We start from the raw sequence: 14,239 nt of genomic DNA on the forward strand, positions 1-14,239 counted from the left end.
CCAACATGAGCAAGCGCAAGCTGATCCCGCTGCTGGTCTACATCCTGTTCCTGCTGGTGCCGATCTACTGGCTGCTGAACATGTCCTTCAAGAGCAACACCGAAATCCTCGGCGGCCTGACCCTGTTTCCGCAGGACTTCACCTTCGCCAACTACAAGGTGATCTTCACCGACCCGAGCTGGTACACCGGCTACCTCAACTCTCTGTACTACGTCAGCCTCAACACCGTGATTTCCCTGAGCGTGGCGCTGCCGGCGGCCTACGCGTTCTCCCGCTACCGCTTCCTCGGCGACAAGCACTTGTTCTTCTGGTTGCTGACCAACCGCATGGCGCCGCCGGCGGTGTTTTTGCTGCCGTTCTTCCAGCTGTATTCGTCCATTGGCTTGTTCGATACGCATATCGCGGTGGCCTTGGCCCATTGCCTGTTCAACGTGCCGCTGGCGGTGTGGATTCTCGAAGGTTTCATGTCGGGCGTGCCCAAGGAAATCGACGAAACGGCCTACATCGACGGGTATAGCTTCCCCAAGTTTTTCGTGAAGATCTTCATCCCGCTGATTGGCTCGGGGATCGGCGTCACGGCGTTTTTCTGCTTCATGTTTTCCTGGGTCGAGCTCCTGCTGGCACGCACGCTGACGTCGGTGAACGCCAAACCCATCGCCGCAGTGATGACCCGTACGGTTTCGGCCTCCGGCATCGACTGGGGCGTGCTGGCGGCGGCGGGGGTGTTGACCATTTTGCCGGGCATGCTGGTGATCTGGTTCGTTCGCAACCATGTGGCCAAGGGCTTTGCCCTGGGCCGGGTCTGAGGAGTCGATGATGGAATGGATGGCCTGGACCACCCCGACTGCACTGTTCTTTGCCGCGATCGGCCTGCTGCTGGTGGGCATGACGACGTGGGAATTGCGCTCGCCGAGTATCCCCCGGCGCGGCTTTTTACCGATCAGCACCACCCGTGGTGATCGTTTGTTTATCGGTCTTCTCGGCAGCGCCTACCTGCATTTGTTGGTGATCGGCGTAACCGGCTGGAGCATCTGGGTGGCGTCCGCGCTGTCTCTGGTGTGGCTGTTGTCTGTGATGCGCTGGGGCTAGCTGCCCCTTTTGAACCCCAAAACCAGGAGGTCTCTATGTTCGATAAAAACAATAAGCTGCGACATAGCATTTCATTGGCGGCCGTGCTGGCGCTCAGCGGGCTCAGTGCTGCGGCCTGGGCGGATGCTTATGAAGACGCTGCGAAAAAATGGATCGGCAGTGAGTTCAAACCGTCGACCCTCACCGAAGCCCAGCAGCTTGAAGAGCTGAAGTGGTTTATCAAGGCCGCGGAGCCGTTTCGTGGGATGAAGATCAACGTGGTGTCGGAAACCCTCACCACCCACGAGTATGAATCCAAGGTGCTGGCCAAGGCCTTCAGCGAAATCACCGGGATCAAGCTGACCCACGACTTGCTGCAGGAAGGCGACGTGGTGGAAAAGCTGCAAACCCAGATGCAGTCCGACAAGAATATCTATGACGGCTGGGTCAACGATTCCGACTTGATCGGTACGCACTTTCGCTATGGCAAGACAGAATCCATCACCGACCTGATGGCCAACGAAGGCAAGAACTTCACTTCACCCACCCTGGACATCAAGGACTTCATCGGTATTTCGTTCACCACTGCGCCCGACGGCAAGATCTACCAACTGCCCGACCAACAGTTCGCCAACCTGTACTGGTTCCGCGCCGATTGGTTCGAACGGGCAGACCTGAAAGCCAAGTTCAAGGAGAAGTACGGCTATGAACTCGGCGTGCCGGTGAACTGGTCGGCCTACGAAGACATCGCCAAATTCTTCAGCGAAGACGTCAAGGAAATCGACGGCAAGCGCGTCTACGGGCACATGGACTACGGCAAGAAAGACCCGTCCCTGGGCTGGCGCTTCACCGATGCCTGGTTCTCCATGGCCGGTGGCGGCGACAAGGGCCTGCCCAACGGTTTGCCGGTGGACGAATGGGGCATTCGCGTGGAGGATTGCCACCCGGTGGGCTCCAGCGTCACCCGTGGTGGCGACACCAACGGCCCGGCGGCGGTGTATGCCACGCAGAAATACGTGGACTGGATGAAAGCCTATGCACCACCGGAAGCGGCGGGCATGACCTTCTCCGAATCCGGTCCGGTGCCGTCCCAGGGCAACATCGCCCAGCAGATCTTCTGGTACACCGCGTTTACCGCCGACATGACCAAGCCGGGCCTGCCGGTGGTCAACGCCGACGGCACGCCGAAATGGCGCATGGCGCCATCGCCCGTCGGGCCTTACTGGGAAAAGGGCATGAAGAAGGGCTATCAGGACGTAGGTTCCTGGACGTTCCTCAAGTCGACGCCCGAGAAGCAGAAACTGGCGGCCTGGCTGTACGCGCAGTTCGTGACCTCGAAAACCGTGTCGCTGAAGAAAACCATCGTTGGCCTGACGCCGATTCGTGAGTCCGACATCAACTCCCAGGCCATGACCGACCTGGCGCCGAAACTCGGTGGGTTGGTGGAGTTCTACCGCAGCCCGGCCCGGGTGGAGTGGACCCCGACCGGCACCAACGTGCCGGACTATCCACGGTTGGCGCAATTGTGGTGGAGCCATATTTCGGAAGCGGCCAGCGGAGAAAAGACGCCGCAGCAGGCGCTGGACGGGTTGGCCAAGGATCAGGACGCGATCATGACGCGCCTGGAACGCTCCAAGGTGCAGCCGATTTGCGGGCCGAAAATGAACGAAGAACGGGATGCGCAATACTGGTTTGACCAGCCGGGTGCGCCGAAACCGAAGCTGGCGAATGAGAAGCCGCAGGGTGAGACGGTCAGTTATAACGAGTTGCTGAAGTCGTGGGAGGCGGCGCGCAAGTAACCCAGACGCCGCAGATCAAAAATGTGGGAGCGGGCTTGCTCGCGAAGGCGGTAGATCAGTCAGCAGATATGTGACTGACAGACCGCTTTCGCGAGCAAGCCCGCTCCCACATTGGGTTTGCGGTGTTTCTGCAAGGGGGGGCTATTTGGGATACAGCGGCGGCAAGCTGGTGCTGTCCCCCGCAGGGTCCTGCTCGCGCTCCGCCATCGGAATCGCCTTCACCGCCCGCCACAATTCCTCTCCCTGCCAATACTGCCCACTCTCGCTGTACAGCGCGCCGTTCAACCCATCCAGCGCATCCGACAACGGCACAAACCGCGCCGCCATATCCGCCAGGGTCTCCGGCTGCTGTCGCGCCCAGGCATCCAGCGCCTGACGCGTAGCCTGCGGGTCATTCGCCTGGCTCGCCCGCTTGAGGTCGTCCAGCAAAGTTCGCGGGCTCGGGCCGGTTTGCGCGGCACGCAAAATCGCCGGCTGCCAGCGTGCACGCCACCACAAACCGAAGCCCAGCAGGGTGGTGCAGGCCAGGATCAGGCTGGTCAGTTGCCAGATCCACAGACTGTCGTTGTCCGGCGCGGTGATCACGGTCGGGCTGGCCGGCGTGTCCACGATCAGGCTCGGGTTGGTCGCCACTTGCAGGGTGCGCGCCGGCAGGCTGGTGCGTTCCAGATGGTCTTCGTGGGTGTTCCACCACACCACTTCCACCGCCGGCAGTTCAAGCGCGCCAACGCGGTTGGGCACCAGCGCTTCGCGGTCTTCACGGCTGCCGATCAGGCCACGGTCGTTGTTCTGGTTGCTCAGCACCGGCTGGTCCGGGTAGCGGCGCAGGCCGGGGATGTCGCTCAGTGCCAGCGGTGGCAGTTGCGCGCCGGCCAGGCCTTCGGCTTTCAAGGTCAGGCTGCGGGTCAGGGAGTCGCCCACCTGTACGTGATCGGGCTCGGGGTTCCAGCTTTCCGTGAGGGTCAGGCTGCGGGCCGGCAGCCAGGGAGCGTCGGCCGGGTACATTGCCGGCTTGGCCTTGACCGTCAACGACAGCTCCGGCGAACTGACGTGAATCAGCTTGCCGGGCTTGGAACCCTGGGGGTTGTTGTCCTGGGCGGGCCGTGGCTCTACCAGGGTGGCGCTGAACGTCTGCGTCGGAATGGTCAGCGTGCCGCTGTGCTGCGGGTAGATGGCATAGCGGGTTTCGATCACACCGTGGCGGATGCCGTTGATGACTTTCTCGTAGGTGCGCGACTCGCCCAACTGCTCGATGCGCGTATCGGCGACCTGCAACGGCGTGAGGCTGCTGTCGTCATACAGCGATACCGAGTGGTAGACGCGCACGGTCAGCAACGCCTGGGCCTGGACGTAGACGCTGTCCTGGTCGAGGTTGGTTTCGATGAACACAGGAGCCAGTTGGGCCTCGGTGTTCTGGCTGACGGTTTCCACCACTTGCAGGGTAATCGGCTGGGTCTTGAGTTCGCCGATCTGCAACGGTGGAATCACCACGGTGCCGTTCTCCTTGGGCAGCAGGGTGATGATCCAGCGGGTGGTGGCGTGGTTGTCGCCGCCCAGGGTGGTGAGCTGGTTGATCTGGCGTGTGCCGCTCACTTCAAACAGCGGGTCCAGCGGCGCCAGGTCCGGCTTGCCGAACAGCGTGACGTCGTTGGATTCCACCGTCAGTTCCACCGTCTCCCCGGAATTGATGCGGCTGCGGTCGACACTGGCCACCAGGCCGGCGGCCTGGGCCTGGCTGGCCCACAACGCGAGGGTGAGAAGAAGGGCGGTGCAGCGGTTCATCGAGTCTTGTCCTGATGTTGTTGCTGTTCGTACCAGAATTTGCGTCGCAGCAACTCGCCGGGGTTGTCCGGGATCTGCCGCAGCCATTGTTCCAGGGCCTGGCGCTGCTCGCCTTCAAGCGTGCCGTCGACCGGGCGCAGGGGCGGGGTGGTGGTTTGTTCATCACCCAACTCGCTGCCGGGTACCTCGTTGCTGCCGGCGTGGGGCGTGGCCCCGGTTTGCGTGTCGGTCGCGCCGGGCTGGCCCTGGCCTTGGGACGTCTGCTCGCCACCGGTGGCGGTCTGGCTGCTGGCGCCCGGTTGCGCAGTCTGGCCGGGTTGGGTGGTTTCGTCATCCTCGTTTTTTGCAGGCTTGGCCGGCTCGGTTTTTTCCGGTTCCTGTTGCATCAGGCTTTCCACCAGCGCCTTGTTCTTCAGCGCCGGCTGCAAGTCTGGCTGGGCTTCGAGGGCTTGTTCGTAGGCATCGATCGCCGCTTCCAGCTCGCCGCTTTTGGCCAGGGCATTGCCCCGATTGTAGTGGGAGTAGGCGTCGCTGCCTTCGGCAAACCGCTTGGCGGCTTCGGCATAGTTGCCCGCTTCATACAGTGCGACGCCTTGCCATTGCGGGTCTTCGAAATGTCCGGCTGCTTCGGCCGGGCGTTTTTTCTTCAGCAGCAGTTGGCCCTGTTGGTCGGGGCGCAGCCACAGGTCCTGTAAGTCGAAGGCATAGCTGGGCTGCGGCGCGCCCAACAGCAGCAACGGCAGGAAGAACAGCCAGCCACGGCGCCCGGCGCAGGCGGCCAGCAGCAATAGCGGTAAGAGCAGCCAGTAACCCTGGTCGGCCCAGGTGTCGAGGTGCAGCAGTTGGCCGTCATTGCGCAGGCTTTGCGGGCCGTCCAGCATCCCGAGGTGGCGCAGGTCCTTGTCGTCCAGGCGTGCCTGGCGGTAGAGGCCGCCCATTTCGCTGGCGAAGGCCTTGAGGGTCGGGCTGTCCAGGCGCGGCACGAGGATCGCGCCCTGGGCGTCCTTGAGGAACTCGCCGCTTTCCTGGGTCACCGGCGTGCCTTCGCGGCTGCCAATGCCGAGGATCGACAGGCTCGGCGCCTGGTTGCCTTGCAGCTGCAGGCGGATCCCCTGGCGTTCCTGCTTGGACAGCGACGAGCCGATCAGCAGCAGCCGACCCTGGCCGAGGCCGCCATGCTTGAGCAGGCTCAGGGCCTTCTCCACGGCCAGGTCGGCACGGTGGCCGGGCTCGGGCATGATCGAGGGGCGCAGGGCTTCCAGCAGGTTATGGCTGGTGGCCAGGTCGTCGGACAGCGGCACCAGCGTATGGGCGCTGCCGGCGTAGACCACGATGGCGGTCTGCGCATCGCTGCGGGCCTGAAGCAGGTCGAACAGCTTGCGCCGTGCCTGTTCGAGGCGGCTGGGCGGGCTGTCGGTGGCGAGCATTTCCGGGGTCAGTTCCAGCAGCACCACCAGCGGGTCGGCGGGCTTCTGGCTGGACTGTTCGACGCGTTCCCAGCTCGGGCCCAGCAACGCCAGCACGGCCAGCAGCCAGGCGATGCCGAGCACCACCCATGGCGACTTGCTTTCGCGGCCACTGCCGCCGCTGAGCAGCGCGGCATGGAACGCCGGCGGCAGAATCATCTGCCAGCGCCCGGCGCGTTTCTGGCGGTGCCACAACTGCCACAGCAACCAGCCGAGCAGCGGCAGCAGCAACAGCCACCAGGGACGGAACCAGTGCGGCCACAGGGCGATCATCGACGCCTCCGCAAACGCAAGCGTTTGAGGCGTTCACGCCATTCAGGATTGGGTTGCAGGAAACGGCCCTTGCTTGAGAGTTTGCTGAACAGGCGTTGCAGGGCGTTATCCGGCCAGCGTTCCTGGATCACCAGCAGCATGCTGAGGATCAGCGCCAACGCCAGCGGCGCGCTGTACAGCGCCTGGGCGGGGCGGGCCTGGGTGGGTTGCTGGGCCACGGGTTCGAGCTGGTCGAGGGTTTCCTTGATCTTCAGCAGTTCGTTGCCGTCGCGGGCGCGGAAGTAGCGGCCGCCGGTGGCCTCGGCGATGGCCTTGAGGGCCGGTTCGTCGAGATCGAGGCTCGGGTTGACGCCGAGGATGCCCAGGGAGCCGGTTTGCTCGGGGTCTGCGCCGATGCCGATCGGGTAGATCTTCACCCCTTCTTCGGCGGCCAGGCGGGCGGCGGTCAGCGGGTCGATTTCGCCGGCATTGTTGGCGCCGTCGGTGACCAGGATCAGCACCCGGCTTTGCGCCGGACGCTGGCGCAGGCGCTTGAGGGCCAGGCCGATGGCGTCGCCAATCGCGGTGTTTTTACCGGCGATACCAATCCGCGCCTCATCCAGCCAGGTGTGCACGGTGCGCCGGTCAAAGGTCAGCGGCGCTTGCAGATAGGCCTGGCTGCCGAACAGGATTAATCCCACGCGATCACCTTCGCGGCCCTCCAGGAAATCTCCCAGCAGGTGCTTGACCAGGCTCAGGCGGCTGACGTCTTCGTCTTGCCATTGCATGTCGGGGAAGTCCATCGAGCCGGATACGTCCACCGCCACCAGCAAGTCGCGGCCGCTGGCTGCAATCGGCAAGGGTTCGCCGAGCCATTCCGGGCGGGCGGCGGCGGTCAACAGCAGCAGCCACAGGAACACAAACGGTGCTTGCTGGCGCCAGCCCGGCAGGTTGACCCGCGCGCGGCGGCGGGCCAGGCCTTCGAGGTCGCTGAGGAAGCTGACTTTCAGCGCCGGTTCGCCGCTGTCGGCCGCCGGCAGGATGAGGCGCAGCAACCAGGGCAATGGCAACAGGGCAAAGATCCACGGCCAGGCGAACTCAAACATGTTTGCGAATCCAGGTGTCGACGGCCTGGGTCAGCCCGGCGATGGCCTTGTCGTCGAGTTTGCATTCGGGCTTGTAGGCGCCTTCCACCAGCACCATCCAGCGGGTCAGGCCGGCGGCGGGGCAGCGGTTGTCGAGGAACGCCAGCCACTTGCGGCCATTGAGGGTGTGGCTCTGGCTGTAGGGGTAGTCGTTGCGGCACAGGCGCTTGAGCAGGCCGTTGAGCTGTTGCAGCCAGGCACCGGCCGGTGCGCCGTCGTAGGGTTTGGGCATCAGGGCCAGTTCGGCGAGGGCGGCGATGCGCAGCGGATCCAGGGGTTGTTCGGCACGGGCCAATGGGCGCTTGGCTGGCAGGAAACGGCGCAGCCACCACAGGCCCCAGCCCGCCAACGGGATGATCAGCAGCAACAGCCACCAACCCGGCGCCGGCGGCCAGAAGCCGATCACTGGCGGGGCAATCAGGGGTTGCAGTTGGTCGAGGCTGCTCATTGCTTTTTAACCGGGCGTTGCGGGTTCAGGTATTCGCGCAGTTGCTCGACCATTTCACCCTGGGTACTCAAGGGCATCAACAGCACCCGCAGCTTTTGCGCGAGCAGTTCCCAGCGTGCGCTGCGGGCTTCGGCCTGGGCCTTGTAGGCCTGGCGCAGATCAAAATTCAGGGTGTCCAGCTCCAGCTGTGCGCCGCGCTCGGCGAAGCGCAGCAGGCCGGCGGCGGGCAGGGCGTGGTCCAGCGGGTCGGAAACCGGCAACAGCAGCAGGTCGCAATGCCGCGACAACAGGCTCAGCTGTTGCTCGGCGCCTTCGGTCAGGGCGCGCTCGTCACAGATCACAATCACCAGGCTGCCCGGGCGCAATACTTCCCGGGCTCGGCGCAAGGCCATGCCGAGGGCGTCGGCTTCGGGGCGGCGTTCGGTGTTGAGGCTCTGGTTGACCCGTACCAACCGGTTGAGCAATTGCAGCAGGCTTTGCTTGCTGCGCCGGGGTTTGATTTCATAGTGCTCGCTGTCACCGAACACCAGCCCGCCGACCCGGTCGTTATGGCCCAGCGCCGCCCAGCCGATCAGGCTCGCCGCCTGAGCCGCCAGCACCGACTTGAACATCTGCCCCGAGCCGAAAAACAGCCGGCAGCTTTGCTCCACCATGATGAAGATCGGCCGTTCGCGCTCTTCATGAAACAGCTTGGTGTGTGGCTCCTGGGTGCGTGCGGTGACGCGCCAGTCGATGGTGCGCACATCGTCGCCGGCCTGATACACCCGCACCTGGTCGAAGTCGACCCCGCGCCCGCGCAGTTTCGAGTGGTGCAGGCCGATCAGCGGGCTGCGCTGGCTCGGCGTGGAAAACAGCTGCACTTCTCGCACGCGATGGCGCATCTCGATCAATTCGCTCAGGGTGACACGGGTTCCATCGCCAGCGTTCATGGGCGTCAAGCGACGGCAACGACGTCGAGAATGCGTTGCACCACGCGGTCCTGGTCGATACCGGCCGCTTCAGCTTCGAACGACAGGATGATGCGATGACGCAGCACGTCGAACAGCACCGCCTGGATGTCTTCCGGGCTGACGAAATCGCGGCCGGCCAGCCAGGCGTGGGCCCGGGCGCAGCGGTCCAGGGCAATCGAGCCACGAGGGCTGGCGCCATAGGCAATCCATTCGGCCATTTCCGGATCGAACTTGGCCGGGGTGCGAGTGGCCATGACCAGTTGCACCAGGTATTCCTCCACCGCATCGGCCATGTACAGGCCGAGGATTTCCTTGCGCGCGGCGAAGATCGCCTGCTGGCTGACGCGCCGCTCGGGCTTGGTTTCACCGTTGAGGGCTTCGCCACGGGCCTGCTGCAGGATGCGGCGCTCGACGGCGGCATCGGGGAAGCCGATTTTCACGTGCATCAGGAAACGGTCGAGCTGGGCTTCGGGCAGCGGGTAGGTGCCTTCCTGCTCGATCGGGTTTTGCGTGGCCATCACCAGGAACAGTGGCGACAACTCGTAAGTGCTGCGCCCCACGCTGACCTGGCGCTCGGCCATGGCTTCGAGCAATGCCGACTGCACCTTGGCCGGGGCACGGTTGATTTCGTCCGCCAGCACCAGGTTGTGGAAGATCGGGCCTTGCTGGAACACGAAACTGCCGGTTTCCGGGCGATAGATCTCGGTGCCGGTGATGTCGGCGGGCAGCAGGTCGGGGGTGAACTGGATGCGATGGAACTGTGCCTCGATCCCTTCGGCAAGCTCCTTGATGGCCTTGGTCTTGGCCAGGCCGGGAGCGCCTTCAACCAGCATATGGCCATCGGCGAGCAGGGCAATGAGCAAGCGCTCGATGAGTTTTTCCTGGCCGAGAATCTGCGTTGAAAGAAAGGTTCGCAGCGCAAGCAGCGCTTCACGATGTTCCATCGATGACGGTTCCTGGAGAGGTGAGACTGGGCATTGCGAAAAATGCCAGGCCTGGGGGCGTTACTTTAATGCATCGGAGGGGGTGGAGACTAACGGCGCGGGGGGTATTTTTCGGGAAATGTGGGAAATGTCTGAGGTTTTTTCCGATAGGCGCCTGCCTTTGTGGCGAGGGAGCTTGCTCCCGCTGGGTTGCGCAGCAGCCCCAGCAAGGCTGCCGAGTTTTTCCAGGCAGAACGCAGTTGGCTGGATTGGGGCCGCTTCGCAGCCCAGCGGGAGCAAGCTCCCTCGCCACATTGTGCGGATTTGGCAACTAGGCCCGGATATAGGTCCCGGTGCCCTTGAGAATGTTCTGCAGGGTTTCTTCCACTTCGGCCAGATCCGACTCGGCGGTGCCGTGGGTGATTGCCAATTGATCGTGGCCGCCCAATGCATCGGCATCCGCCGCGCCAATCTCCACCAACAGTGTCGTGGCACTCAGGGTGATCTTCAGCCCGTCCAGGGTCGACGGCTCGTAATCCCAGGTGACTTCCACCTCGTCCTCGTCCGGATAACGGGTCACCATGAACATCTCGCCCTTGTCGCCGTGGCAGCAGAGCATGGCCATGTTGTCTTCTTCGTCATCGCACGGGTTGACGATCAGGTGGGCGGTGGTGAGTTGCAATGGCATGGTTAATCCTGTCTGGGGAAGGGCGAAGCAGGGCAATTGTGCCATTGCGGCGAATTTTGTGCTGCATCGTGTATGAGGGGCTCCTAGCTGTTGCCGGTTTGGTTTTCCAGATCAAAGTCACTTAACAGCGTCAAGATCGACGTTTTGTTAGCCAACTCGCTCCAAGGGCCTTGATCAATGATTGCTCCGTTTGACATGACAATAACCTGATCAAAACGGTGCAGGTGGCGGACATCATGTGTGACGCATATCAATCCGCGTTTGCCGAAGATATCGAACAGCAGATCCCACACAGGCGTGGCCAGTTTTTGTTCAATGGACGCGCTGGGTTCATCGAATAAATTGAATTCCCCGGGCCTGTTGACGAGGCGCAGCAGGGACAGACGCTTTGCTTCGCCTCCTGAAATATTGGACGCGTTTTCGCTGAGGCTGCGGTTTAAAACGATTTCTTCCAGGTTCAGTTGCTCAATTGCGTGGTTCAAGTGTGGGGAGGGGGGGATTCCAAACAGTACGGAGTGATCAAAGTAGCCTTCCAGGAACTGGGGCGACTGGGGGCAATACCTCAGGTACCTCAAATGCGCTTGGGCACTCAGTTCGCAAATGGGCTTGTCGTCGATAAGCAACCTGCTTGTCAGTGAGGGGTTCAAGCCTGCCAGCACTTCCAGCAAGGTAGATTTCCCCGCTCCACTTGGCCCAGTGATGGCAACTGACTGACTTTGGGTAAATTCGATGGCTGTCTTGATGGTCAAGCGGATGGAGCTGGTGTCAGTCACGATGCAGGGATTAAGTATTAACGTTGATTTGGGCTTTAGCGGTATTTCGAGTTGGCCGTTGTCGTCGCCAAAATTTGGTAACGACAGTAGGTGCAGGAGTCGGCGCTGGTCTGCGAGAAATTGATCCAGTACCCGGTAGCCTTCTGTAAGCGCAGTAATGTTGATTAAGAAGCTGCCAGCGATTGAGAATGTCGCAACTAATTGCCCAAGACTAATAACGGGTTGTCCTGAAAGCTGATCCAATACCCCCCAGCCAAGTAGCCCTCCGGTGGCAAGGCTGATGAATAGGATCTTTATACCGTTTAAAAAACCGCCGGAGCTTGTAACTGTTACCGCGGCATTGGCGTATTGGGTGAAAGCTTCATTCAAAGGGTGTGTGGCAGTATGTTCTGCTCCTTCCAGTTTTATAGACTTCCCCGATTTTAAAGTGTTGAACAGAATGGCACCCAGCTCATCTTCTTGTTCGTTGATCCTGTCAATGTGCTTTCTCCGCCATCTTATGATTTTGTGGGCTGTAAAAAGATAGATAGCACTCAGGCCGATCACAGCGAGGAACACTCCGCTACCACCCATATACAAAAAGGCTCCCCCAACAATTAGCAACTCCAGGCACATAGGAAATGCGACAGTGACGAAAAACGTAAGCAATTTTTCGTGAGCCGTGATTCCGCGTTCCACAGACTTTATGAAGTGGCCAATGCGCCATGAGCTAAAGTGATGAAAGTCTTTGTGCAGTAATTGCCCAATCCAATTGATCGAAGCATCTCTTACGATTTGTTGGATTAGCTTGGATAATAGGAATATTTGCGCAGGGTTTACTAAGGCCTGAATGCATCCGGCCAGAATGAAGCCTGCAATCAGTATGAATAAGGTGTTCATTGTTGGCTGGTTGTTGCTAAGTGCGTCTACGACTTCTCCTAGCAGTAAAGGTGGCGCGAGCGCTATAAGTTTAAGCCCTATTGTGGTAAGGACGGTAGACGTAAGCAGAGCTGTATGCTGTTTGCATGCTATTTTAACAAGTGTTTGCATTTGGTCGCCTATAGGCATTCTTCGCTGCATTCATACTTATAGTGTAGGGGTGGGGCAGCTGAGTAGAGTGTGCTGGGGCGCTACCAAGTTTCCACTTCTAATAATGTTGAAGCGCTCAAGGCTGGGGATGTAGATTTGTATAACGCTACAGCCGTTGGCAAACTTGGTGAGTGTTCTGAAGAATATTTTCTTTCCGTCATTGGAAAGGCTGTTTTGTAATATTTGCAGCTGATGCGGGACGCTTGCTGAGAATTGTTTGTGTTGATGTTTAATGAGGGGCAGTCTCAAGTTCTTTATTGAGGAGAACTCAATGAGAGGTTTGAGCTTTTCTGAGCTAGACAGCAGCTCCAGGGTTTTCTTGTCCAGCTCCTCTCCTGCAGAGTCATACAGTTCGTTTGCTTGGAATTGCTCCGTCACCGCTCGCTGCAAAGCTACGTTAACGTCCAGCGAGCAACCTGAGCCAACAGATGCAATATGTAGATCGCCTGCGCCCGCTCTGGGGAAAGCTGCTGCAAAATAAACGCCTAAAAAATCTTTAATGACCACGATCTGGAGACGTTGGGCAGATTTTATTGCATACGGATTGTTATGTAGTGCCATCGCAAGGAGGGATGTGGACGGGGAGTATAAATTTATGGGTGGGCCGATTTTGCAAATTGCCATATAAAAAAGCGATAGAATGTGTCGCTCAATGACTTCGAGAATGCCGTGCAAGAGGGCCTCGTCTTCCGTACATCCGAATGCCATACCTGAATTGGATGAGTAGCGGGCTAGAAAATTTAAGTGAGAGTTTCCTTTGGGATCTTTGTTTTTGGCGATGGCTGGGCAGAGGAGCGCGTGTGGGACTAATAATTTTTCCTTTTTATCAAGGGTTGTGAGCGTTAAGCATTCAAGAGGCTCCTTGATTTGAGAGCAGTTGAAGAGTAAGCCATCGATTTTTGCTGGCGCTTGTGCAGCAACTGCCTTGCAGTGACACGTCGTAATACCAAGGGCGATTGGTTGGCCCGCGATAAGGTGTTCTAAGCTTTCAGCGAGTGCTCCAATAAGTGATTCGGGCCCTTTGCCTGCGCCCGATGCGACTAGTTGGCTATTTGCGTCGTACAGTTCCGTTGTCGCTACTAGGTTTTCTTTGTTTGCATACTGCGTAATCGCAGTTAGGCCAAGGCTATGAATGGTCTCTTTTATTTTTGATAGAGCATTGGTTGGGCTTAGTTCTCGCTCTGACATGCTTGCCTCGTTATTTTTGAATGCCGAAAGGATTTCCTTTCGGCATTTTTTAGCGGGTGCTTCATTTGTATGGAATGTCAGTTTGTGAGTGTGGCGAAGAAGTGGACCTCGGTCGCTAGTAAGCTTTCGGATGCGCCTGCGTTTTGCGGAAAGCCAGTCGGGATGGTTATTTCGGAGCGTTTATTACCCATTTCAATCACCTCGTTTCTATTTTGAATGAGAGGCACTCGATAGTGAGTTCCCCACTTGCGCGTAATTTCGCAAGTGATCAATTAATAGCAGTGGCCCTACCTCGATTCAATTGGTGTGAAGGCGCGAGCGTCCTGTGTTTGTGTAGGAATTATCTCGTCGGGGCGTGGGATGATAGTTGTCTATGTTTGATTTTTTGGCTTAGCTGCGGTTGTACGCAGCTGTTTCAATGGTTTGTGATGTTTATGGTTTTGTGAGAGGTAGGCAAACTAAGAGCGGTTCGACAAATCACTCATTTAGCTTTTGATGTGATTGGGAGTTCAGCCTCTCTATTGGGAAGGGGGCGACCACCGAGAATTTACCCTGATGATTCACTTTCTCAGGAGGCGTGCGGCATGCTGGCGAAAATGCGGCGAATTTTGTGCTGCATCGTGTGTCAGACCTTGAGGCATGACCTGGCGGGCAATATCAGTCATTTCCGGTACTCGGCGCCCCGGGAT

Annotated in this window: 12 protein-coding genes; 3 read left to right on the forward strand and 9 right to left on the reverse strand. The window is 59.6% G+C overall.

What is annotated here, in order from left to right:
- Positions 1 to 5: 5 nt before the first annotated feature.
- Genes HX801_RS01075 through HX801_RS01085 form a run of 3 tightly spaced genes read left to right on the forward strand, consistent with a single transcriptional unit; the run spans position 6 to position 2,867 of the window.
- The gene (locus HX801_RS01075) at positions 6 to 806 is read left to right on the forward strand and encodes a carbohydrate ABC transporter permease (RefSeq protein WP_003218530.1); all 801 of its coding nucleotides are present in this window, start codon (positions 6 to 8) and stop codon (positions 804 to 806) included.
- Positions 807 to 816: 10 nt separating this feature from the next.
- Positions 817 to 1,089, forward strand: a complete 273-nt coding sequence (locus HX801_RS01080) for a DUF2160 domain-containing protein (RefSeq protein WP_003218532.1) — start codon at positions 817 to 819, stop codon at positions 1,087 to 1,089.
- Between the two features lie 35 nt (positions 1,090 to 1,124).
- Complete coding sequence (locus HX801_RS01085) at positions 1,125 to 2,867, forward strand: ABC transporter substrate-binding protein (RefSeq protein WP_003218534.1); 1,743 nt, start codon at positions 1,125 to 1,127, stop codon at positions 2,865 to 2,867.
- Between the two features lie 141 nt (positions 2,868 to 3,008).
- Here the strand turns inward: HX801_RS01085 and HX801_RS01090 are convergent, their stop codons facing one another.
- The 9 genes from HX801_RS01090 to HX801_RS01130 form a co-directional block, all read right to left on the reverse strand.
- A complete protein-coding gene (locus HX801_RS01090; protein ID WP_008433046.1) occupies positions 3,009 to 4,649 on the reverse strand; it encodes a BatD family protein in 1,641 nt (546 codons plus the stop codon).
- The gene (locus tag HX801_RS01095; protein ID WP_177021419.1) at positions 4,646 to 6,388 is read right to left on the reverse strand and encodes a tetratricopeptide repeat protein; all 1,743 of its coding nucleotides are present in this window, start codon (positions 6,386 to 6,388) and stop codon (positions 4,646 to 4,648) included. The genes HX801_RS01090 and HX801_RS01095 overlap by 4 nt, the downstream gene beginning before the upstream one ends.
- The gene (locus HX801_RS01100) at positions 6,385 to 7,473 is read right to left on the reverse strand and encodes a VWA domain-containing protein (RefSeq protein WP_177021420.1); all 1,089 of its coding nucleotides are present in this window, start codon (positions 7,471 to 7,473) and stop codon (positions 6,385 to 6,387) included. Before HX801_RS01100 ends, HX801_RS01095 begins: the two co-directional genes overlap by 4 nt.
- Positions 7,466 to 7,960, reverse strand: coding sequence for a DUF4381 domain-containing protein (locus HX801_RS01105; RefSeq protein ID WP_003218539.1), 495 nt, complete (start codon positions 7,958 to 7,960; stop codon positions 7,466 to 7,468). The genes HX801_RS01100 and HX801_RS01105 overlap by 8 nt, the downstream gene beginning before the upstream one ends.
- Positions 7,957 to 8,889 (reverse strand): DUF58 domain-containing protein, encoded by a 933-nt coding sequence (locus tag HX801_RS01110; protein WP_003218540.1) that lies wholly within the window; start codon positions 8,887 to 8,889, stop codon positions 7,957 to 7,959. The genes HX801_RS01105 and HX801_RS01110 overlap by 4 nt, the downstream gene beginning before the upstream one ends.
- 5 nt (positions 8,890 to 8,894) lie before the next feature.
- Positions 8,895 to 9,854, reverse strand: a complete 960-nt coding sequence (locus HX801_RS01115) for a MoxR family ATPase (protein WP_003218556.1) — start codon at positions 9,852 to 9,854, stop codon at positions 8,895 to 8,897.
- Positions 9,855 to 10,164: 310 nt separating this feature from the next.
- Positions 10,165 to 10,521 (reverse strand): hypothetical protein, encoded by a 357-nt coding sequence (locus tag HX801_RS01120; RefSeq protein WP_003212949.1) that lies wholly within the window; start codon positions 10,519 to 10,521, stop codon positions 10,165 to 10,167.
- Positions 10,522 to 10,604: 83 nt separating this feature from the next.
- On the reverse strand, positions 10,605 to 12,353 hold the full coding sequence (locus HX801_RS01125) for an ATP-binding cassette domain-containing protein (protein ID WP_371316551.1): 1,749 nt from the start codon (positions 12,351 to 12,353) through the stop codon (positions 10,605 to 10,607).
- 6 nt (positions 12,354 to 12,359) lie between these two features.
- A complete protein-coding gene (locus HX801_RS01130; RefSeq protein WP_256344185.1) occupies positions 12,360 to 13,550 on the reverse strand; it encodes a YcaO-like family protein in 1,191 nt (396 codons plus the stop codon).
- Positions 13,551 to 14,239: the final 689 nt, after the last annotated feature.

Origin of the sequence: Pseudomonas sp. G1002 (assembly GCF_013385455.1) — a bacterium.
In the GTDB taxonomy this organism is placed as follows: domain Bacteria; phylum Pseudomonadota; class Gammaproteobacteria; order Pseudomonadales; family Pseudomonadaceae; genus Aquipseudomonas.